16 protein-coding genes are annotated in these 20,906 nt (G+C 54.2%); 6 read left to right on the forward strand and 10 right to left on the reverse strand.

Annotation, left to right across the window (positions count from 1 at the left end; translation table 11 throughout):
* Positions 1-20: 20 nt before the first annotated feature.
* Positions 21-1,409, reverse strand: a complete 1,389-nt coding sequence (locus ABD931_RS09585; protein WP_345266387.1) for a methylmalonyl-CoA mutase family protein — start codon at positions 1,407-1,409, stop codon at positions 21-23.
* Between the two features lie 262 nt (positions 1,410-1,671).
* On the opposite strand from ABD931_RS09585, the gene dnaA reads away from it, so the two are divergent.
* The 4 genes from dnaA to ABD931_RS09605 are packed head-to-tail and all read left to right on the forward strand — an operon-like array spanning position 1,672 to position 6,892.
* Positions 1,672-3,081: a chromosomal replication initiator protein DnaA gene (gene dnaA / locus ABD931_RS09590; RefSeq protein ID WP_345266389.1), complete on the forward strand. Its 1,410-nt coding sequence runs from the start codon at positions 1,672-1,674 to the stop codon at positions 3,079-3,081.
* 28 nt (positions 3,082-3,109) lie between these two features.
* The gene (locus ABD931_RS09595) at positions 3,110-4,045 is read left to right on the forward strand and encodes a GNAT family N-acetyltransferase (protein WP_345266391.1); all 936 of its coding nucleotides are present in this window, start codon (positions 3,110-3,112) and stop codon (positions 4,043-4,045) included.
* 51 nt (positions 4,046-4,096) lie between these two features.
* Positions 4,097-4,969, forward strand: coding sequence for a glycosyltransferase family protein (locus ABD931_RS09600; protein ID WP_345266393.1), 873 nt, complete (start codon positions 4,097-4,099; stop codon positions 4,967-4,969).
* A gap of 57 nt (positions 4,970-5,026) precedes the next feature.
* Complete coding sequence (locus ABD931_RS09605; protein ID WP_345266395.1) at positions 5,027-6,892, forward strand: ABC transporter ATP-binding protein; 1,866 nt, start codon at positions 5,027-5,029, stop codon at positions 6,890-6,892.
* 63 nt (positions 6,893-6,955) lie between these two features.
* On the opposite strand, the gene ABD931_RS09610 is transcribed toward ABD931_RS09605, so the two are convergent.
* Both ABD931_RS09610 and ABD931_RS09615 read right to left on the reverse strand, forming a co-directional pair.
* Complete coding sequence (locus tag ABD931_RS09610; protein WP_345266397.1) at positions 6,956-7,303, reverse strand: PDDEXK family nuclease; 348 nt, start codon at positions 7,301-7,303, stop codon at positions 6,956-6,958.
* Positions 7,304-7,457: 154 nt separating this feature from the next.
* Positions 7,458-8,219, reverse strand: a complete 762-nt coding sequence (locus tag ABD931_RS09615) for an NIPSNAP family protein (protein WP_345266399.1) — start codon at positions 8,217-8,219, stop codon at positions 7,458-7,460.
* A 98-nt stretch (positions 8,220-8,317) separates the two neighbouring features.
* Here ABD931_RS09615 and ABD931_RS09620 point away from each other — a divergent pair, with 98 nt between their 5' ends.
* A complete protein-coding gene (locus ABD931_RS09620) occupies positions 8,318-9,013 on the forward strand; it encodes an HAD family hydrolase (protein WP_345266401.1) in 696 nt (231 codons plus the stop codon).
* 98 nt (positions 9,014-9,111) lie between these two features.
* On the forward strand, positions 9,112-10,074 hold the full coding sequence (locus ABD931_RS09625) for an alpha-E domain-containing protein (RefSeq protein ID WP_345266403.1): 963 nt from the start codon (positions 9,112-9,114) through the stop codon (positions 10,072-10,074).
* A 14-nt stretch (positions 10,075-10,088) separates the two neighbouring features.
* Here the strand turns inward: ABD931_RS09625 and ABD931_RS09630 are convergent, their stop codons facing one another.
* From ABD931_RS09630 to ABD931_RS09660, 7 genes are all read right to left on the reverse strand, one after another.
* Positions 10,089-10,850, reverse strand: a complete 762-nt coding sequence (locus ABD931_RS09630; RefSeq protein WP_345266405.1) for a hypothetical protein — start codon at positions 10,848-10,850, stop codon at positions 10,089-10,091.
* Positions 10,851-11,006: 156 nt separating this feature from the next.
* Positions 11,007-13,115, reverse strand: a complete 2,109-nt coding sequence (gene glgB, locus ABD931_RS09635) for a 1,4-alpha-glucan branching protein GlgB (RefSeq protein ID WP_345266407.1) — start codon at positions 13,113-13,115, stop codon at positions 11,007-11,009.
* Between the two features lie 75 nt (positions 13,116-13,190).
* A complete protein-coding gene (locus tag ABD931_RS09640; protein ID WP_345267235.1) occupies positions 13,191-14,798 on the reverse strand; it encodes a putative maltokinase in 1,608 nt (535 codons plus the stop codon).
* 41 nt (positions 14,799-14,839) lie between these two features.
* Positions 14,840-16,849 (reverse strand): alpha-1,4-glucan--maltose-1-phosphate maltosyltransferase, encoded by a 2,010-nt coding sequence (locus ABD931_RS09645; protein WP_345266409.1) that lies wholly within the window; start codon positions 16,847-16,849, stop codon positions 14,840-14,842.
* A gap of 260 nt (positions 16,850-17,109) precedes the next feature.
* The gene (locus ABD931_RS09650) at positions 17,110-18,663 is read right to left on the reverse strand and encodes a vanadium-dependent haloperoxidase (RefSeq protein WP_345266411.1); all 1,554 of its coding nucleotides are present in this window, start codon (positions 18,661-18,663) and stop codon (positions 17,110-17,112) included.
* A gap of 57 nt (positions 18,664-18,720) precedes the next feature.
* Positions 18,721-19,614: a hypothetical protein gene (locus ABD931_RS09655; protein WP_345266413.1), complete on the reverse strand. Its 894-nt coding sequence runs from the start codon at positions 19,612-19,614 to the stop codon at positions 18,721-18,723.
* 75 nt (positions 19,615-19,689) lie between these two features.
* On the reverse strand, positions 19,690-20,814 hold the full coding sequence (locus tag ABD931_RS09660) for a hypothetical protein (RefSeq protein WP_345266415.1): 1,125 nt from the start codon (positions 20,812-20,814) through the stop codon (positions 19,690-19,692).
* Positions 20,815-20,906 lie beyond the last annotated feature (92 nt).

A 20,906-nucleotide genomic window follows, 5' to 3' on the forward strand; every position in this document is an offset into this window, starting at 1 on the left:
CTAAAAGCTGGAACTTGAAACTAATCAAACTCATTCGCTAATCGTCGGTCAGGCAATAACGGGATGTTGTCTGTCTGAGCGGGAGCAGAAGGCTTTTCTGTTTTTTCGACAGCCGCTTCATCAAAACGGAATTTAGTTACCCCGACCAGTACCCGGCCGTTTTGTACTGCATCTACCTTGGCCTGGTACGCCTGCTGAATCTGTTCTTGAACAAAGCCCTGCTCAAAGGCTTTCGTAAATCCTCCCAACTGCTCTATCTCCAGAAATAATGTCCAGGCAGTTTCAACCGACTGATGGGTCAGGCGTTCGAGGTAATAGGTGCCGGAGGCCGGGTCGGCTACTTTGTCCAAGTGCGATTCTTCTTTCAGAAGGATCGATACGTTGCGGGCAATCCGGTGCGAGAACTCGTCGGGTTGCCGGAAGGCCGTATCATACGGATGCACGGTGAGGGCATCGCAGCCGCCAATGACTGCCGCCATCGCTTCGGTGGTGGCCCGGAGCAGGTTGGTGTAGGGCGTGGCGGTGGCGTCGTAAAAGACAGATGTCTGCGCGTGAATGTAGCAGGGGGCGGGGTTAGCATTGATATAGGCGGCCAGGAAGCGGCTGTACAGAACCCGCAACGCCCGGAGTTTGGCAATCTCTATAAAATAGCTGGTGCCCACCGGGACCGACAGCATTGTTTTGGCCGCCAACTGCTCAACCGCCAAGCCCGCATCCGTCAGTTGGTCGTAGGTATCGGCCAGAGAGGCCAGCAAAAAGGCCAGTTCCTGCGTGGCGGTAGCCCCGGCATTATGGAAAGCCTGGCTGCTGCCGGTCAGGGTGCGGAACTGCGGAGAACCGGCCGAGAGCCGGGTGGCTTCGGCAACAGCGGTCAGGCCGTGCGCGTAGGATTGGCCGGTGGTGGTCCAGTGGGCGAGCGGGTCGGTCAGCAAACCGCCTTTGAGCTGATACGGCGCTACTTGCTGCAGGGCCGTCAGCCAGTCGGTAGCGGCACCGGTAACGCGAAAGAATACCGGGGTGTTGCTCAGTTTGATGCCGTTCAGCAGCCGGGTGAGGTCGGTTCCATTCGCTTGCCTGTCTGCCAGATCGAGCAGCAGGGCATCGGCCCCCCGGCTGAGCCAGTCCCGTAGGGTAGTATTATCGCTTTTTTCGTCCTGCACCCGGAGTTCGGGCGTATTCAGCCAGCCGGGCTGTTTTTTCTGGGCTGCCTGTAACTCAGCAAGGGGTAAAGCCTCCAGATCTTCGGCCGTATAATACGGCTCTACACGAAAACCTTCGGGCGTGGGCCGGCGCAGGCCCTCGTAGATAGCTTCGGCCGAAAGGGTGGGATCTTTCAGGTCTTTTTGGACCTGCGCCAGCCATTGGGCCTTATCGGTGGGCGGAAATAAATCGGCAAGAAGCAGGCTCATACGTAGCGGTATTGATAGGCTTGTAAAATTACGCTTTCTCTTTTCCGCTTCCAAAGCAGGTTTGTTCCTACCGTTTGATAAAGGACCTTGTATTATTCGAAGGGATTATAAAATTGCGTTGACTGGTTCAGATTTTCCCTCTATTTTTAACTAAAGGTAGGACGGGAACCCGTTTGCTATGCGGGATTTTTTCCTACTTTTGTCTCCCTTTTGCGAAATCGCATAAGCGAAGTTCACTGTGAATGTACCCGCACAAACCGTAATGCAGCGTGAAGTTCGGACGGTGTGGAATCATTGTCTGCACGTCATCCGGGAAAGTATTCCCGAGCAAAGTTACAAGACCTGGTTTGAGCCAATCGTGCCCCTGCGGCTGAACGATAAGGTGCTGACGATCCAGGTGCCCAGCCAATTCTTTTATGAGTGGCTGGAGGATAACTTTGTGCATATCCTGCGGAAGGCGCTCGACCAGGCCATTGGCCGGGACGGTATGCTGGAGTACTCCATTATTGTGGATAAGGGCAATGAACAGAATCGCCCGCTGACGGTGAACGTGCCGACCACCAAATCGACCCAGACGGCCAAGCCCGACAACGTAAGCCCCGACCTGCTGCGTAGCCCGTTTGAGCTGAAAGATCTGGATTCGCTCACCCTGGATTCGTACCTCAACCCAACGTATACCTTTGATAATTACGTAGAAGGCGATTGCAACCGGCTGGCCCGCAATGCCGGCTATGCCGTAGCGACCCGGCCGGGGGTGACTTCATTTAACCCGCTGATGATCTACGGCGGGGTAGGGTTGGGCAAAACGCACCTGGTGCAGGCTATTGGGAACTACATCAAAAACAACAACCTTGATAAGTTTGTGCTGTATGTAACGTCGGAGAAGTTTACCAACCAGTTCCTGAATGCCATTAAAACCGACTCGCTGCGCGACTTTACCCAGTTTTACATGCAGGTAGATGTGCTGGTGATCGATGATGTGCAGTTTCTCCAGAAAAAAGAGAAGACCCAGGAGATTTTCTTCCACATCTTCAACCACCTGCATCAGTCGGGCCGGCAAATCATAATGACCTCCGACCGCTCACCCCGCGATCTGGGTGGGCTGGAGGATCGTTTATTGTCCCGCTTTAAATGGGGACTCACAACCGATCTGCAGCAGCCGGACCTGGAAACGCGCATCGCCATTATCCAGAAAAAACTACAGGCCGAAGGGGTGTATATCGACAATAACGTGATCGAATACCTGGCCCACAGTATCAATACCAATGTGCGCGAACTGGAGGGCGTCATTGTCTCGCTCATGGCCCAGGCCTCGCTGAACCGCCGGGAGATCGACCTGGAACTGGCCAAAACGACCCTGCGGAACATTGTTGTTGATTCGGATAAGGAGATCAACATTGATACGGTGCAGGAGGTAACGGCCGACTTTTTTGGGGTAACCGTAGCAGATCTGAAATCGAAGAGCCGGAAACGGGAACTGGTGTATCCGCGTCAGGTCGGTATGTTTCTGGCGAAGGAGAAAACGGGCCTGCCGCTGAAGTCGATCGGCTACCACTTCGGGGGTCGCGACCATAGTACGGTTATTCATGCCATCCAGGCCGTCAACGACATGATTAACGAGAATCCGGCCACCCGCGAGGCTATTGAGAAGCTGAAAGCGTATTTTAAGTAGGCAATCTGCCTACTGAGAACTGCCTACTGTGAACATCCAACTCCTCCCCCGTTCCGAAATCAACGATGCTGCCTGGAACCGGTGCGTGGAGCAGTCACCGCAGCGGGTGATGTATGGCTATACGTGGTATCTGGATTGTGTGGCCTGGCGCTGGACAGGGTTCGTTGTGTCGGGGCATGCCGGGGCGTATCAGGCGGTAATGCCGGTGCCGTTGCGCCGGAAATTTGGTCGGTGGGTAGTCCATCAACCACTCTTCTGCCAGTTTCTGGGCGTATTTGGGCAGGGCGCGGTAATGCCTTTTTGGGAGGCCATGCAGCAGCATTTTCGGTATTGCTCGATTTATGCCACGGTTCAGCCTCCGCCCGACCGGTCGGATTTTCAGCTACAGCAGCACTATACCCACGTACTGGATCTTTCACCCGACTATGCCCTGATCCGCCAACACTACAACCGTGACCGCCAACTGAACCTGCGTCGGGCCGAAGCCGCCAATTGGACGGTTACGGATGATTACGATATTGAGCCTCTGCTGCGTATGTTCCGGCAGAACCATGCCGATACCATACCCGGCACCGTAGCCGATTGGGCGTACGACCGCCTGCGAACCCTCTATCGGTCATTGAGCAGCCGGGGACTAACAACCCTCCGGTACACCCGCCGGGCCGGTGTCATTGAAGCTGGTGTCCTCTTTGTGCAGGAGGGCCACCGAATTGTTTACCTGTTCAACGCGGCTACCGCTACCGGCCGGCACGGCAACGCCCGAACCCTGCTGATCGACCAGCTATTACAGGAAAAAGCTGGTCAGCCGTTACTCTTCGACTTTGAAAGTCCCGACAAGCCATCCATCGCCGGATTTTACCAGAGCTTTGGGGCCGTCGGGCAGCCGTACTGGACCGTACGGTACAGCCGGTTGAACAGGTTTGAGCGAAGTGCGCAGCAGTTTACCCGGTGGTGGCGGTCATGAACGGACAAAACCTTGTAGATTTGTCTTTTTGTAACGTGTTTGTTTCTGCTCATGAAAGTCGCCGGCTTCAGCTTTATCCGTAACGCTATTCAATACGATTACCCCATTGTTGAAGCCATTCTGTCTGTCCTGCCGATTTGTGATGAGTTTGTGATTGCCGTCGGCCGCTCCGATGATGCTACCCTGGCGCTCATCCAGGCCATTAACTCGCCTAAAATCAGAATTATCGAGACCGTCTGGGATGATACGCTGCGGGAAGGTGGCCGGGTATTGGCGGTAGAGACCGACAAAGCACTTGCTGCCATATCGCCCGATGCCGACTGGGCATTTTACATCCAGGGCGACGAAGTGCTGCCGGAAGAATACCTGCCTGAGGTGCGCCGGGCAATGGCGCAGTATCTCGATCAGCCGCAGGTAGAAGGGTTGCTGTTTAAGTACCGGCACTTCTACGGCTCGTACCGCTACGTGGCCGATTCGAGAAAGTGGTACCGGCGCGAAGTCCGGATTGTCCGTAATACCGGCAATGTAGTCGCCTACCGCGACGCGCAGGGCTTCCGAACCCGCGACAACCGGAAGCTGAACGTTAAGCTGATTGATGCGTACATGCATCATTACGGCTGGGTGAAGCCGCCGGAGAAACAGGCCGGTAAGTTGAGTAACTTCGGGCGCTACTGGCATACCGACCAGCAGATGGAGCAGGTCCGGCAGGAGCTGAAGGATTTTGACTATAGCGGCATCGACTCCCTCGCTTTATTTACCGGGCAGCACCCGCAGGTTATGCAGGAGCGCATCAACCGCACCAACTGGAATTTTCAATACGATATCCGGCAAAAGAAACTATCATTTAAAAACCGTGTGCTGAGTATCGTTGAGGCAGTAACCGGTTGGCGGGTAGGGGAGTACCGGAATTACAAGTTGGTGTAAGGTTCTAACGGCTTGCGCAGGAACGAACCAATTTTAGGCCGCTATTGTAACAGAGGTATGGCAAAAGCGGCTACACGACCTGATCCTCAAACAACTACTTCTACTGACCCGAATAAACCAGACCTCTCGTGGCGGGAGCGATTTAGCGCGCTGGGTAATCTGCCGGCTTTCTTCAGAATGGTATGGCAGACCTCACCGGGGCTCTTCATCGGCAATGCGCTGATCCGTCTGGTGCGGGCGGCTATGCCGGCCATTGTGCTGTATATTGGCAAGCTGATTATCGATGAGGTCATCCGGCTGGCCGGGCTTTCGGGAGCCGGTGATACCACCTACCTGTGGAAACTGGTAGCCGCCGAATTTGGGCTCGCTATTCTCTCAACAGCGCTGGGCCGGGCCACCTCGCTGCTCGACGGACTGCTGGGCGACCTGGTAACCAATCGGACCTCGGTGCGGCTGATGGAACACGCGGCTACGCTGGACCTGGAACAGTTTGAAGACGCTACCTTTTACGATAAACTTGAACGTGCCCGGCGGCAGACCACCGGCCGGTCGTTTCTGCTCTCGCAGGTATTTGGGCAGGTGCAGGAGATTATTTCGGTCGCATTCCTGGCCGGTGGTCTGGCGGTATACAATCCGTGGCTGCTGCTCCTGTTATTCGTTGCCGTGACCCCTTCGTTTATCGGCGATAATTATTTCAACCAGAAAAGCTATTCCCTGTCGCGGAGCTGGACGCCCGAACGGCGCGAACTCGATTACCTGCGTTATGTAGGGGCCAGCGATGAAACGGCTAAGGAAGTAAAGATCTTTGGTCTGTCGGGTTTTCTGATTGGCCGCTTCCGTGCTTTGTCCTGGCAGTATTACCTCAAAAACCGGACGCTGGCCATTAACCGGGCGGGGTGGGGAACAGTACTGACGGCGCTCGGCACGGCCGGGTATTATGGTGCCTACGTCTGGATTGTAGCGCGGGCGGTAGGTGGTGCTATCTCCATTGGCGATCTGACGTTTCTGGCCGGCTCATTCCGGCAGGTGCGTTCGTCGCTGGAAGGTATCCTGCTGCAGTTCAGCAGCCTCACGCAGGAAGCTATGTATTTGCAGGATCTGTTTGATTTCTTCAACATCAAACCGCTGATTGATTCGCAGGCCAGGGCCTTGCCGTTTCCGCAGCCGGTGCGGGAAGGATTCGTGTTTGAGAACGTCGGATTCAAATACACCAACTCTGAGCGGTGGGCGCTGCGCAACCTGAGCTTCAAACTGGAAGCCGGTGAAAAACTCGCGCTGGTGGGTGAAAACGGGGCCGGCAAAACCACGCTGGTCAAACTACTGGCCCGGCTATACGACCCCACCGAAGGGCGGATTCTGCTCGACGGCCGCGACCTGCGCGACTACGATCTCGATGACCTCCGGCGCAACGTGGGCGTTATTTTTCAGGATTATGTTCGGTTCAAAATGTCGGCGGGGATCAATATTGCCGTGGGCGACATCGACGAGCGCACCAACCAGCCCCGCATTGAAGAGTCGGCGCAGCGAAGTCTGGCGGATTCTGTGATTGCCAAACTACCGGGTGGTTACGAGCAGGTGCTGGGCCGGAGCTTTGCCAAAGGTGTTGAGTTATCGGGCGGAGAGTGGCAGAAGGTCGCCCTGGGCCGGGCCTACATGCGCGAAGCGCAGGTCCTGATTCTGGACGAACCCACGGCGGCCCTCGACGCCCGCGCCGAGTACGAAGTATTTCAGCGCTTCGCCCGGCTGACCGAAGGCAAAACGTCGGTTATTATCTCCCACCGCTTCTCCACCGTCCGCATGGCCGACCGGATTCTGGTGCTGGAAGGTGGTCAACTCCTCGAAATCGGCAGCCACAAAGAATTGCTGGAGCACGACGGCCGGTACGCCGAGCTGTTTCAGTTGCAGGCGCGGGGGTATCAATAGGAATGATGAACGATGAATGAATCGCTTCGGAGGAGCGTAAAGACGCGTCAGCCCATTTATCATTCATCTTTTTATATCTACCTCAATGACAACCTTAGGTGGAATGTCGAAAAATTTACCTTTTATAGTAACCTCGCTTTTAGCGTAGATAGCAATATCATTGGAAAGATTACTACCTGTCGCAATATGCAGCCCTGGCTCATTTGTGGCAACTAAATACTGTTTGCGGTCAATGTGGGTGTATAGAAAACCACTCAACAAAAACACTAAGATTGATTGTATGTCGCTGCTTCCTATGATTTCGCCGGGTGTTTTCTGATTAGCCAATACCTCTTTATAGCCCCTGTAGTAAAGGGGCCTGCCGTTGAGTGTTTCGTAAATCAGATAGGCCGGAACCTGATCCGTTGGCAAACTCTGGCTGATGCAGCAGTTATCGACTCTGTCATAGCGTTTCCTGTAAGGTCTTAACAATAAACAAAAATGTTCTGTATCTGTCGCGACTGCCTCCTGTTGCTTAACGGCAGATCGTTACAATACAGAACATTCAGTTCGGGCGAAAGTTGCCTTACTGCATCGGCGAGTAGTCGGTAGCTTTCATGTATACAGACTCCACTTTGTTGGTCAGCGGGCCGTTTTTCTCTGATTCGGCTTTGGCTTTTACCCACTTCGGGTCGTTCCGGAACTCATCGAAGGCTTTCTTGCCGGCGGCTTCGCTCGGGTGAGCCAGGATATACACCAGTTTCGACTGGCCGGTTTCGTCGGGCTTTTCCGTCAGCCAGTAGCCGATGTTTTTCATGCCATGTTTCTTAAACAGGTCGATGGTATGGTTGCGAAAGCGGCTGAGCAGATCAGGTAGCTTGCCCGGAGCGGCCGAGTAGGTACGAAGTTCGAACACCCGATCTGTAGAGCCCTTCTGGGTCTTAATTTCGGGCGAGATATCGGCAGCCGTCAGAAAGATCTGATCCACTTTAGCAACCAGTTTACCGTTGGCTTCGGTTTTCTGGACTACCTCTTTCCAGGCTGGGTCGCCAGAAAAGGCTTTCCAGGCTGCATCCCGCGCTTCGCGGTTGGGGTAAGCCAGAATATAAATCAGCTCTTTGCGGCTGGTGTCGGTGGGCGTCCAGTAACCGATGTTTTCCATACCATGTTTCTCAAAGATTTTCAGGGTGTACTGGCGGAACCGGTCAACAATAGCTTCGTATTTACCCGGATTAGGATGGTAAATGCGCATTTCATACAAGCGCGTATCGGGTTTGGGTTTGGCTGCGGCTGTGAAGAAAGCCGCCAGCAGCGTAATCGACAGAAGTAGGGTTTTGTGATATCTCATAGCTACGTAAAAACGAAAAACACCAGCTAATTTACTCGTTTTATACGCAACCTATTCATATTGTAAGCAGTTTAATGCACCATACATACCTCATTTTTATGAAGAACAACGCGCAGCCGTTTGCCCTGATTTTCGACATGGACGGTACCCTCATCAACAGTAACCCCACGCATAAAGAAGCTTTTGAGCAGTTCTTTGCCAAACACAATATTGAGATGACCGATGAGGATTTTGTCAATTATGTGTCGGGCCGAATGAATCCTGATATTATGAAGCACTTCTTCGGCGACGATATAAGTTCACAGAAAATAAATGCCTTAACCCGCGAGAAGGAGTCAATCTTCCAGGAGTTGTTCGAACCCAAACTGAAGCCAATAAAGGGGCTGATGCCCTTCCTCAAAAAAGCAAAGGAAAAAGATATTCCTATGGCGCTGGCGACGTCGGCACCAAAGATGAACATCGATTTTGTCTTTGAACACATTCCCTTAGGCGAGTATTTCCCCCACCTTGTACACGATACGGATGTTAAGGAAGGGAAACCGGCTCCGGAAGTCTTTCAGAAGGCAGCGCGTAAACTCGGTTTCCCACCCGAGCGGTGCATCGTTTTTGAGGATTCCAAAGCCGGCGTAGAAGCGGCTCAGGCGGCCGGCATGAAGGTGGTGGTGCTCACAACCACGCATACTGCCGACGAACTGAAAGGTGCCGATTGGGTGATCGATGATTTTACGGAGGTGACTATTACCAAATTAGGCAAGCTTGTACCGGAAAAAGAAAAAGTTGTATTTAGTAAGTAAATGGCGGCAATAATCTGGTAATTGGCCTAATTGGCCAACGATTAGTTTGGAGAAGTAGCTTTTAACCATATTTTTGTTAAAAGCTACTTCTGTTTATTATGCTGAGCCGCGTTGCCAACTCGATTTACTGGATCAATCGCTACATTGAACGGGCCGAAAATTACGCCCGTTTTATGAGTGTCAATTTTAACCTGGCCCTCGATCTGCCGCCCAGCGTCAACCAGCAGTGGGAGCCGTTGCTGATTGCCACCGCCGACAATTACCTGTTTCATGAATACTACCAGGAGCCTACCCGCGACAATGTGCTGGAGTTTATGACGTTTGATAAGCGGAATCCGAACTCTATTATCAGCTGCCTCGGCAACGCCCGCGAAAACGCCCGCACCGTACGCGAAACCATATCCAAAGATATGTGGGAGCACCTGAACCAGTTCTACCTGAAAGTGCGGGACTCGGCACCGGAGGTCGAGTGGAACCTGAACCGGATGCAGTCGTTCTTTACCGAGATCAAAGCTGGAGTGCAGCTTTTCTACGGCATTATCGACGCCACCATTACCCGCAACGAAGCCTGGCATTTCGGGCGGCTGGGCCGCTTTCTGGAACGGGCCGATAAAACCTCCCGCTTTCTGGATGTAAAATATTTTACGCTGCTGCCCGAAGCCGATGGCGTAGGCTCAACCCTGGACCTGATGATCTGGACGGCCGTGCTCAAGTCGGTCAGCGCCTACAATATGTACCGGCAGCAGTATCCGTCACTCACGCCGGCCTGCATTGTTGAGTTCCTGATCCTGGACAAGCTGTTTCCGAGGGCGGTGGAGCATTCGATCCGCCAGGCCGAATTGTCGCTGTACGAAATTGGCGGCAATGTAATTACCTCCGGCTTCACCAACCCGGCCGAAAAAAAGCTCAGTAAACTGCGGTCGGAAATTGAATTTACCGAATCGGCCGACATCTTCAAAATTGGGCTGCACCAATACCTCGATCAGTTCCAGACCCGCAACAACGAGATCGGCGAGGCCATTTTTGAGACTTATTTTGACCTGAAGCCGGTGGAGAGTTAAGAATTAAGAGTAGGTTAGTTGAAGAAGGGAAATGTAAGACCAATGTAGGGCATTCCCATGCGGTTGCGGAACCGGTCGTTGTTATCGCTGATGTTGAGGGTGTAGGCTTTCATTTCGGTAATCATCCACTGATAACCGACTTTGGCCGATACCCGCTGACTGATTGTTACCCGGACAAACACTTCGGTAGCCAGCGTACCGCCGTTATTGTCGCCCAGCAATCGGGCGTTGAAACGTGGTGCCACGGCCGCTACAGAGGCTCCCTGCAACGACAGGGTATCAGTAGCCAGGGAGGTTTGCCGGACAAACCGGCCGGTGGAGGATCGGTACAGGCCCCGGCGGTTACTGCTAAACGCCAATCCGAAAATATCGGCGCTCCCCCCGATCTGCACAATGCCGATATTCACCTGAGCCCGCAGGCCAAAATTAAGGGAGGTAAGGGTTGCCCGCCCAAATTGCATAGTATCAATATTAGCTTCGATCAGCGGTGCATTCAGCGCATACAACCCGGTTTTTCCCCTGGTCAACCGGGCCGGGGCAGTTATATAGTCAAGGTTATTGCCGTAAAAGGTACCAAAGCGAGCCGTCCAGCCAACCGAGAATTGATTTTTGGGCCCCACATTCAGCAATTGAAAGTAGCTGACCGATGGGGCAATGGTGCCTTTTCCAAAGGCGACCTGCGCATCGGCACCGGCGGCAATTCGGGAAGAAACCAGGGATTGGGCGTGCAGTTGAAAAGTGAGCAGAAAAAACAGCGCCAGAAAACTTTGTTTCATGAATAGGTATGTCGATACGAACCGGGCAAAATTAACCGGAATTAGACGGTGGGCAAAAAAATAAGAGGAAGCGGGTAAACAAAACGCCGTATGCTGCCCAACAGAAGGCCGGGGCCATGTAGCCCGCTCCCCCTATCCGGCAGCATACAGTGCTGGTCATTTTTTACGCTGATAGCCTAATACAACACCCGCCAGCGGGGGAAGCGTCAGGCTGAGCGACTGGGCTTTACCATGCCATTTCTGGGGTTCTGTAACTAAGGGTCCGCTGTTTAGCATACCACTGCCAAAATAGTCTTTGGCGTCGCTGTTAAAGAGTTCGGTCCAGGTGCCGGCGAGCGGAACGCCAATCCGGTAGTGGTGGTGCGGTACGGGGGTCATATTGAGTATCACAACCACTACCTCCTCGGGCGTATCGCCCAGGCGGGCGTAGGTAAACACGCTATGCGCCCGGTCGGTGGTATCAATCCACTCAAAGCCGTCGGCCGTAAAACTACGCTCGTAAAGAGCCGGCTGTTGCCGATAAAGTTTGTTCAATGCTTTCAGACAAGCCATGATGCCCTGGTGGGGTTCGTATTCAGTCAGGTGCCAATCCAGGCTGGCGTCGTATTTCCATTCCGACGTCTGGGCAAATTCACCCCCCATAAACAGCAGTTTTGTGCCGGAGTGCGTAAACATATACGTAAACATGGTTCGCAGGTTGGCAAACCGCTGCCATTCATCGCCCGGCATTTTCCCGATCAGCGATTTTTTACCGTATACCACCTCATCATGCGAGAGCGGCAGCATAAAGTTTTCGGTGAAGGCGTATACCGTACTGAAGGTGAGCTTATCCTGATGGTAAAGTCGGTAGAAGGGATCCCGCTCAAAATACTGGATCGTATCGTGCATCCATCCCATCATCCACTTCATGCCAAACCCGAGCCCCCCCGTGAAGACCGGTCGCGATACGCCGGGAAAGGCCGTCGACTCTTCGGCTATGGTTTGAGTATCGGGAAACTCCCGGTAAATGGTCTCGTTCAGTTCTTTGAAGAGCGAAATGGCTTCCAGGTTTTCGCGGCCGCCAAAGATATTGGGCTCCCACTCGCCATGATTACGGGAGTAGTCGAGGTAGAGCATGGAGGCTACCGCATCGACCCGGAGGGCGTCGGCATGGTAGCGGTCGAGCCAGAACAGGGCATTGCTGATCAGAAACGCCCGAACCTCGTTGCGGCCGTAGTTGAAAATGTAACTCTTCCAGTCGGGGTGATAGCCTTTACGTTTATCGGGGTGCTCGTACAGATGCGAGCCGTCGAACTGGTATAAGCCATGAGCGTCGCCGGGGAAGTGGGAGGGTACCCAGTCCAGAATTACGCCAATGCCGGCCTGATGCAGTCGCTCGATAAGATACATAAAGTCTTGCGGACGTCCGAATCGGCTGCTGGGCGCAAAATAGCCCGTTATCTGGTACCCCCATGATGGCTCGTATGGGAATTCCATCACCGGCATAAACTCAACATGGGTAAAGCCCAGTTCCTGTAGATAAGGCACCAGGGCATCGGCAATTTCGCCGTACGAGAGAATGCGCTTGGGGTTGGCCGGATCGCGTCGCCACGAGGCCAGATGGACTTCATATACAGAAAAGGGCTTGTTCAGGGCGTTGCGCTCCCGGCGGCTCTCCATCCAGTCGGTATCCTTCCATTCGTACCAGGTATCCCAGACAACCGAGGCTGTTTTGGGCGGGGTCTCCCACCAAAGCGCGAAGGGGTCACCTTTTTCAAAGTAGTTGCCATGCTCACCCTGGATAAAGTATTTATAGACTTCGCCCCGGCCGATGTTGGGAATAAAGCCCTCCCAGATGCCCGAACTGTCCCAGCGCACGTATAGCGGATGGCTCGACTTGTTCCAGCCGTTGAAGTTTCCGATCACGCAGACCGATTTGGCTGAGGGAGCCCAAACGGCGAAATAAGTACCGACAACGCCGTTGTGTTCGACTACATGGGAGCCTAATTTATCGTATAATTTATAGTGCTTGCCGGAGCGGAACAGGTAAATGTCAAAATCGGTGAAACGGGTGTACCCCTGCACCGAAGGGCCTGAATAGGCCGCTGGTTCACGGGTGGGGGCCAATGCATAATCGGGTAGCGAATCGTTTTTCATAGGGGAAGTCTCAATGGTTGGAATATCGGATACCGCAGCCGGGGTAGCCGTATTTGGCTTACGGGAACGGGACGCTTTGGCCACCTTAGGTTCCTCAGGAGTTGATTCTGTGGATTTACGTTTCGCCATATGGGTTTGCCAATAGTTCTTTTAGAGGTTCGAGGTCGAAGTTAGAGAAAATCTCCAGTTGGATTAACTGATTTTTTACAGCGCCAGTTTTTCAATCTCCCGGATTACATCCACAATGCCGTTTAGCGGAATCTTGACCCAGGCCGGTCGGTAGCTGATTTCGTAACCAAGTTCGTACACCGCTTTCTCCAGCAGATACACCAGTAGCAGGAAATTCACTTCGCTGTTATCCTTAAATAAGGGGTGCGGATGCCCGAATGTCTCCAGATAGGCGTCCATGTAGGTATCGCGGATCAGCTTGAACCAACGATTTGACACTCGTTGGAGGTGGGTCGGATCAATATGCGCCGTTTCGACGCTGTTGAACAGCTTGGCACTAACCGCATAGTGGTACGAACGAATCATACCGGCTACATCTTTCAGCGGAGAATGCTTGATCTTTCGATCGGAGATGCTGCTTTCGGGTTCCCCTTCAAAATCGAGAATGATGTAATCCCGCCCCGTCGATAAAATCTGCCCCAGGTGGTAATCGCCGTGAATACGAATCCGAAGTGACTCCAGCGGCCGGGTCCGGAACTCGGTAATAAACTGGTCGATGAGCTCTTTGGCTTCCATAAAGATCCACGCCAGCCGCTGCGCCTGAGGGTCCAGTTTGGTGTAGTTGTCGATTACCAGATTGTACCGGCGGTCGAGCAGGTGCTCAATGCGGCCAATAATAAATTCACGGTACTCGCCGGTGATAGGTTCCGGGGCAAAAGCGGGCTCGGCATCGGGTTCGTAGAGGGCCAGGTGCATCTCGGCCGTCCGCCGGCCCAGGGTCTCCACCATATCAAACACATCTTCCTTAATGGAGAAATGGCGGGTCGGTACGGCAAACAAAAAATCGTTGAGGTTATCACCGGTTTTGTCCCAGCAGTCTTTTTCGTTCGGCACCATGCGCTGCATCAGCCCTAGCGTTACATCGGTTTCGCTGGCGCGTCCGTTCGACGCAGCATTCGCATCATCGCGCTGCCAGACGATGCTGCCGGCATACGCCGGTATGTATGGGAAATTGCTTTGCTCAGTCAGGAAGCTGACCATCTCTACCTCCGGGTTGGTTTCCCGGAACAGCTTGCGGTAGAGCTTCATAAAGTATTTCTCCCCGAACACCAGCGCCGAGTTGCTGGAGTCGACGGGCAGCACCCGGTTGGTAATCTGGCCTTTCATGTCTTCGCCGGCCAGCCCACGCCCCCGGTAAAAGCAGAGCTGACCCTCCGCTTGCGCCAGACAGTCCTGGTTGACCAGGTGCTGAAACAATGCCTGCCGGAAACGCTCGTCGTAAATAGCATCGACCAACAGCCCACGGGTTCGGTTAAAATAGGCTACCGTAATAATGCCCTTCGGCAGAATTTCCGGAACGTTGGGGCCGTCGGTCTCTACAAAAGACAGCGGCAACTGGTAATTTTCGGTTTCGCCGTCGGCGTAGCGAACCTCAATAATGAGCAGGTAGGTTACAGACGTTTTCAGGCCAATTTCGTGTACGACCCGTATCCGGAATGCTTCCTGCTGACGGGCTTTGCCGGCAAACCAGCGACAGGTATTGATATAGGGCGGCAGTACGGCCGTTTCCAGAGACTGAATCAGCTCAGGGTCATTTTGCAGGTCGGTCCAGACGTGGGTGCTGGTCAGATTCGTTACAGCCATGTCGTTCATATCGGTCGGCGAGTTTAGGAGATAACGTCGGGTTAATATACCTCTATCCGGAACAGGTGCATGGGCAATACGTATGGGTCCAGCTCTACGTAGTTCCACTCGCCCCGCCAGGTGTAGTAGGCACCCGTCAGCAGGTCGTGAACGGTGTACTCCTTCCAGTCGGGAATGCCCAGTTGCCAGATCGGTACCTGCACCATATTGGCCCGGCGGTTGTAGGCATCCATATTCACCACCATCAGCAGCCGGTTAGTGCCGTCCACCTTCAGGTAAGCCATCAGGGCATCGTCATCGACGCGGCAGAAATGCAGGTTACTGGTTTTTTGCAGCGCCGGGTTCTCTCTGCGGATACGGTTGACCAGCGAGATCAGGTACGTTAGTTTGTTGGTTTCGTTCCAGTCCCAATGCCGGACTTCGTATTTTTCGGAGTTCAGGTACTCTTCCTTGCCTGGAATGGGTACGTGCTCCATCAGTTCGAACGACGGTCCAAAAATGCCGTAGTTGGCCGATAGCGTGGCCGCCAGAAAATACCGGATCAGAAACTGCGGCTCGTGGCCTTGTTGCAGGATCGACGGGTTAATGTCGTGGGTGGTGGGCCAGAAGTTCGGACGGTAGTAATATTTCATGTCCGTCTGCGTGAGTTCCGTCAGGTATTCCTCCAGTTCGAGCTTGGTGTTGCGCCAGGTAAAGTAGGTGTACGACTGCGCAAAGCCACGCTTGGCCAGTTCCTGCATCACCTTCGGTTTGGTGAAGGCCTCGGACAGAAAAATCATGTCTGGGTACACCTTTTTGACTTCGGCAATGACCCATTCCCAGAAGGCGAAGGGCTTGGTGTGCGGGTTGTCTACCCGAATCATCCGAACGCCCCACGAACCCCAGGTCAGCATCACGTGCCTGAGTTCCTCCCAGAGACTCCGCCATTCGTCGGTCTCAAAATAAACCGGGTAAATATCCTGGTACTTCTTCGGTGGATTCTCGGCATACTGGATCGTACCGTCGGGTCGTTTTTTAAACCACTCCGGATGCTCTTTGGCCCAGGGGTGATCGGGCGAACACTGAATAGCCAGGTCCATAGCCACCTCCATCCCAAACTCTTTACACCGCTCCACCAGGTGTTTAAAATCATCCAGCGTTCCCAGGTCGGGATGAATGGCCGTGTGCCCGCCCAGTTCAGACCCGATGCCGTAGGGAACGCCCGGCTCACCTGGTGCGGAGGTTACCGAGTTGTTTTTGCCTTTCCGGAAGGTGGTACCGATGGGGTGAATTGGGGGCAGGTACAGCACATCGAAGCCCATGCCGGAAATCCGGGGCAGTAACATCTCTACATCCCGGAAGGTGCCGTGGCGACCCGGCTCCTGCGAAGCCGAACGCGGGAACAAACAGTACCAGGTGCTGAAACCGGCTTTTTCCCGGTCTACCTCCACGCCCAGTATCGGTTCGTGGCGGGCTGGGTGCTGGCGTTCCGGATAAGTGTTGAACCACTCGGTAAACTGTGGGCTTTGCGCAATGGCGATGGCATCGCCGTACTGATTTTTGTCCTTAAACAGTTTGGCAATGGCTTTCAGGGTTTTTTTATCGTCACCTTTAGCCCGCTGCGCCATGCCCTCTACATAAGGCACACCGGCCAGCAACTCACTGTTGACGTACTGCCCGTCTTTAATCTTCAGGATGATCTCGTGCTGCCAGGAGGCAATATGATCGACCCAGGCTTCAATCGTATATAGATACCGCCCTTGCTTTTCGACCGTAAATGTGGCCCCCCAGCGGTCATTGTTGATGAGTGTCATGGGTACCTCGGTCCATTGCTGTTCGGCGTTGTGTTTGTACAGCAGGCGGGCGGCTATTTTGTCGTGGCCGTCGGTAATAATGTCCGCTTCAACGGAAATAAGCTCACCGGGCACAGCTTTTATGGGGTAGCGACCTTTGTCGATTTCCGGGCTTACCCGTTCAATGACAACGCGTTTCTGCCCGTCGAAAGGAATATCAGCGCCGTTGAATGTAACCGTAGTATGCTTAATGGTAGACGGAGTGGTTATGGTTGGCATAGTATACAGTAAGGACAAGGTTGACGCAATCGGCGAATGGGCGGGCCATCAGGAGGTAACGCTCACCGGCATTCGGAGCGAAATTACAATAATATCATTACCTGAAGTAACAGAATGACTTTTCCTTGTTTAAGGAACTGCCTGGGCCGGTCATTGTTCGGTAAAAATTTGTTTTAGGGCACAATTTCAAATTGTTGGTAACAGAAAAAGACCGGATTAGGCCGGTCTTTTTCTGGTGTATACGATTGTAGGTCAGCTAATTACAAGCCAGAGCCGTCGGCTTTGCCACGCGCTACGGCGTAGCTGCCAATGTTGCGGCCGCAGGTCAGCCCGGCTTCGCAGTCGAATCGGTAGTGGATTAAACCATAAATCCGGGAGTTGGATGCTTCCAAAGCTTTCGCAGCAAAAGCCTCGGCCTGCTGGGGGAAGATGGATCCCAATACGGTGGCGGCTGCCGACGAGAACGTAGAATGGCCGGACGTATACGACGGGAAGTTAGGCAGGCCAACCGATGTTTTGATACGGGCATCCATCTGCTGCGGGCGCGGGTAGTAATAGAAAAATTTGGTATCCCAGCAGCATATGCCCGCATCCATCAGTGCAGTACCCACCAGCGCCAGCGTCCGGGCCATGCGTACCTCGCTGTACCGGGCGTCGTGGGCGGCATTGGCGGCTATGCGGTGCCAGTGACCGGGGGGCGTGTAGCTGCCCGCGCCATCGGCCCAGTAGTTGGCAATCCGGGCCTGCTCACGAGTTTGGTTTTTGGCGATGGCGAGCAATTCGTCCATCGCCTTTTTATACTCGGCACTACCGATGGCCGGCGGGGCCTGCGGCCGCAGTTTGATAGCCGTGGCCCGGTCGAAGTTCCAGGTTTGCACCGCGCCGTAGTTGGGCAGCATGGGGGGGCGGACGGGCAATTCCTGGCTTTTCCATACTTCGGTCAGTCCCATGGCTTTGGCTCCTTCAATCATGGCGGTTGTAACGGTCTGGTTGTTGGACGCGCTCATGCCGTCGGTGCGGGCGCGACCCATTACGCTGGCGGCTACGGCGTTGCCTAATTCCAGACCGGCTGTCAAATCACTCTCCACGTTCATGCCGGCCCACAGGCGGCTGTTGCGGTGCTCTTGCAGTTTCGCTTCCAGGTACGGAACTTCCCCCGGAAACATGGCTTTCAGGATGGTGACCGACGCGGCTGCCACTACGGCATCTTCGGAGGGGTAGGCGGGAAGTTGCGACACTGGCAGGGCTGCACGGATGGCGGCATCGGTGCGTGACGGAGCCGGTCGGTTATACTGGTATTTGTAATGCCAGGCCGACACCAGCGCATCGTACTGCGCCACACTCAGGTAGGCGAGCGCCCGCGCCGTGTAGGGCGGATTAGCAAAGGGGAACTTAGGATCAGCCAGCGGGTTGGCGGCATCCGGCACGGGATACTTGCCGTCGGGTGTAGAGGCCGGGGCCAGGTTGTAACGGGCAGCCAGTTCGCGGGCAATCTCGTTCCAGCGGTACACGGCACCGGCACCCCAGTACACTACCGCTTCCTGCTGCTCGCGGCTCAGACTGGCCGACTGCTGCTTCAGGCTAACCAGTTCTGCCTGGTAGTCCGCCGAGGTTACGGCCTTTGGGGCTGCCACGCTTACAGCGGTGGGGGAGGTCAGGATGTAGGTTTTCCAGGTGCCGGCTTTTTCGTCGGCGCCGGCGGGTGTATAGCCGACGCGGAGCGGCTCTTCAATCGATTTATCGCAGGCCGTCAGGCTGAGGGACAAGGCCATCGCCAGACCACCCAGTATTTGTAAAGTTGTATGTCTTTTCATAAGGAAACAGGTCAATGCAGCCTATGCCTGCCGGCGCCGGCTGCGGTTTAGAGGAGGTTATTTGCCGTTGATCTGATACAGAAGACCGAGCATGTAGCTGGTGCTCTGGCCTACATTGAGGCCGTTGGTGACGTAACCGATGCGAGCATTGAGGCCGATGTTTTTGGGCTGTATCTTAGCGTACCAGCCCACCGAAGTGGCCTGCATGTTGTTGGTTGGGAAGGGCATATCGTTCCGGCGGATGTTGTCGCCACCGGTGCAGGCAAAGCGCTCCGCCCACAGTTCGGTCTGCCACTTCGAGCGCAGGATTCCGATCCGTACACCCATATCTACAGCATTGGGCACCCGTACTTCGCTGGTATAGTAGATGCGGTTGTCGGCCTGGTAGGCATCCCGGTCGATGCGGATGTTGCTGCGCCACATATAGCTGCCGTGACCGGTCAGATACAGGCCGGTTTGCCGATGCGTATAATTGGCCAGCAGGCGACCGGTCACGGTGCGGCTCTGCAACCCGATCGACATCGGCAGAAAATCCGGTACGTAGTTGCTCACCGGAATGGAGGCCCCGGCCAGGGCGTTCAGCGAAAAGCCACCGACCGACACCGCCTTGTATTTCAGCCAGCCCGCCAGGTCCTGTATGCCTTTTTGGCCCATCAGGTTACCGGCGCTGGTTTGGGTCCAGACGTACGGCAGGCTCAGGATGAGGTTGAAGCGGTTGGTGATGCCGATGGCCGGCATCAGCATCACCGACTGGGTGGTATGTGTGCCAATGTTCAGATTATCCCGCTTAAGGGTGTTTTCCCAATACTGATTCCAATGGCTTTTGCCGTAAATGAGGGCCACACAGGCTGTTTTGCGCGGCATGTAAATAGCGTCGGTCGGCATTTGCGCGACGGCGTGTAACGATACGCACATGGCGGCTATGGCCATGTGATTTTTTATGTACTTCATAAGTATTGACAAGTAGGTGAGCAGGAACGGGTGCCTGCAGACTTGGCTGATGACACCCGCTCGGCTGGTAAACAATTAGAACCAACGGCTGAAGGAGGCCGAAACCAGGTAATCAGCAAAAGCGGCATCGCCATGCCGTAATCCCTGCGGATCGAGCCGGTCGGCGTAGCTCTTGATGCGGTTGCGATACAGAGCTATAGGCACCGTAAGCGCGGCTGAATATTTACCCTTCATGTAGGCCACGCCCGGCTCTACCGATATAATATACCCCGGCCGCCGGAACCCTTTACTGCCACCGAACACATCATACGCCGGAACGCCCTCAACCCGACCCCCCAGCATCAGCGCCAGGCCGGGTATTGCGGATACGGACTGGCTGAAACCGACACGGGCGGCAAACTGGTCGGCTACCGAAAACGAGCCGGTTACGAGGTCGATGGTAGTTGCTTCCGGATTGCGAATCACACCGTTGGTCTCGCGGGGATTAAAAAGGTAGAAACCATTGAAGTAAACGGTCGAATGCTTACCTACCTGTACATAGCCTTGTGCTTCTAAACTGGCACCTACACCACCATCGCCGAGCTGAATGGATTGGTCCACTGGTTTATTCACCACGTAATCCCGCTTTTCTTTGTCGAGCTTGTGGAAATCGTCGGTCACAGCATAGTTTCCAGTAGGCAGTTTAACGCCTAAGCCCAGGGCTACATTGGCTTTCGGCAGCTTATAGGGATTTACCAGCCAGTAAGATGCCGAAATCCGCATATCGCCAATACCCTGCGACCCGGTATGAAAACGCTTTTGCTCGGGATTGGCCGTTACGGAATTCCCGTAGTGTTCGTACAGCGACGACCGGTCGTTGTACTGAATAGGCAAATTGACAGAGAATGACAGCCGGGTAGTAGCCAGGTAACTGATGCCGAGGTCAACGGCATGTGACAGGTTGATTACTTCTGTGTTTTGCTCCAGGCGCTCGTGCTCTTCTTTGTCACCTCTGAAGTGGCGGAACGATTTGAAGTACCGGTAGCCCATGTTGATCTGCCAGTGACCGGTCCGTTGTTTAAAGAAATCGGCGGACGTAGCGGCTCCACCCGGTGCGGCACAACTCATGTGGCGTACGGCCACGCAGCCCTGTGCCGAGGCTGATAATTGAAGAAGTAACAGGCTTGCTGAAGCCAGTAAACTGGTATATATCGGTTTCATAAACAGAAAATCGATGGAAAGTTGAAAAGCTTATTTGTAGAGTATAGCCACGCTGCCGCTGCCTGATGATGAGTAGCGTACATCGATAAAGC

It is taken from the genome of Nibrella viscosa (genome assembly GCF_039541875.1).
In the GTDB taxonomy this organism is placed as follows: Bacteria; Bacteroidota; Bacteroidia; order Cytophagales; family Spirosomataceae; genus Nibrella; species Nibrella viscosa.

Bases quoted from the DNA above. Each gene is read 5' to 3' on its own strand.
- ABD931_RS09660 (WP_345266415.1), bottom strand. From the start codon at position 20,814: ATGAAACCGATATATACCAGTTTACTGGCTTCAGCAAGCCTGTTACTT.
- ABD931_RS09605 (WP_345266395.1), top strand. From the start codon at position 5,027: ATGGCAAAAGCGGCTACACGACCTGATCCTCAAACAACTACTTCTACT.
- ABD931_RS09615 (WP_345266399.1), bottom strand. From the start codon at position 8,219: ATGAGATATCACAAAACCCTACTTCTGTCGATTACGCTGCTGGCGGCT.
- dnaA (WP_345266389.1), top strand. From the start codon at position 1,672: ATGCAGCGTGAAGTTCGGACGGTGTGGAATCATTGTCTGCACGTCATC.
- ABD931_RS09600 (WP_345266393.1), top strand. From the start codon at position 4,097: ATGAAAGTCGCCGGCTTCAGCTTTATCCGTAACGCTATTCAATACGAT.
- ABD931_RS09645 (WP_345266409.1), bottom strand. From the start codon at position 16,849: ATGCCAACCATAACCACTCCGTCTACCATTAAGCATACTACGGTTACA.
- ABD931_RS09640 (WP_345267235.1), bottom strand. From the start codon at position 14,798: ATGGCTGTAACGAATCTGACCAGCACCCACGTCTGGACCGACCTGCAA.
- ABD931_RS09630 (WP_345266405.1), bottom strand. From the start codon at position 10,850: ATGAAACAAAGTTTTCTGGCGCTGTTTTTTCTGCTCACTTTTCAACTG.
- ABD931_RS09585 (WP_345266387.1), bottom strand. From the start codon at position 1,409: ATGAGCCTGCTTCTTGCCGATTTATTTCCGCCCACCGATAAGGCCCAA.
- ABD931_RS09655 (WP_345266413.1), bottom strand. From the start codon at position 19,614: ATGAAGTACATAAAAAATCACATGGCCATAGCCGCCATGTGCGTATCG.
- glgB (WP_345266407.1), bottom strand. From the start codon at position 13,115: ATGGCGAAACGTAAATCCACAGAATCAACTCCTGAGGAACCTAAGGTG.
- ABD931_RS09650 (WP_345266411.1), bottom strand. From the start codon at position 18,663: ATGAAAAGACATACAACTTTACAAATACTGGGTGGTCTGGCGATGGCC.
- ABD931_RS09625 (WP_345266403.1), top strand. From the start codon at position 9,112: ATGCTGAGCCGCGTTGCCAACTCGATTTACTGGATCAATCGCTACATT.
- ABD931_RS09620 (WP_345266401.1), top strand. From the start codon at position 8,318: ATGAAGAACAACGCGCAGCCGTTTGCCCTGATTTTCGACATGGACGGT.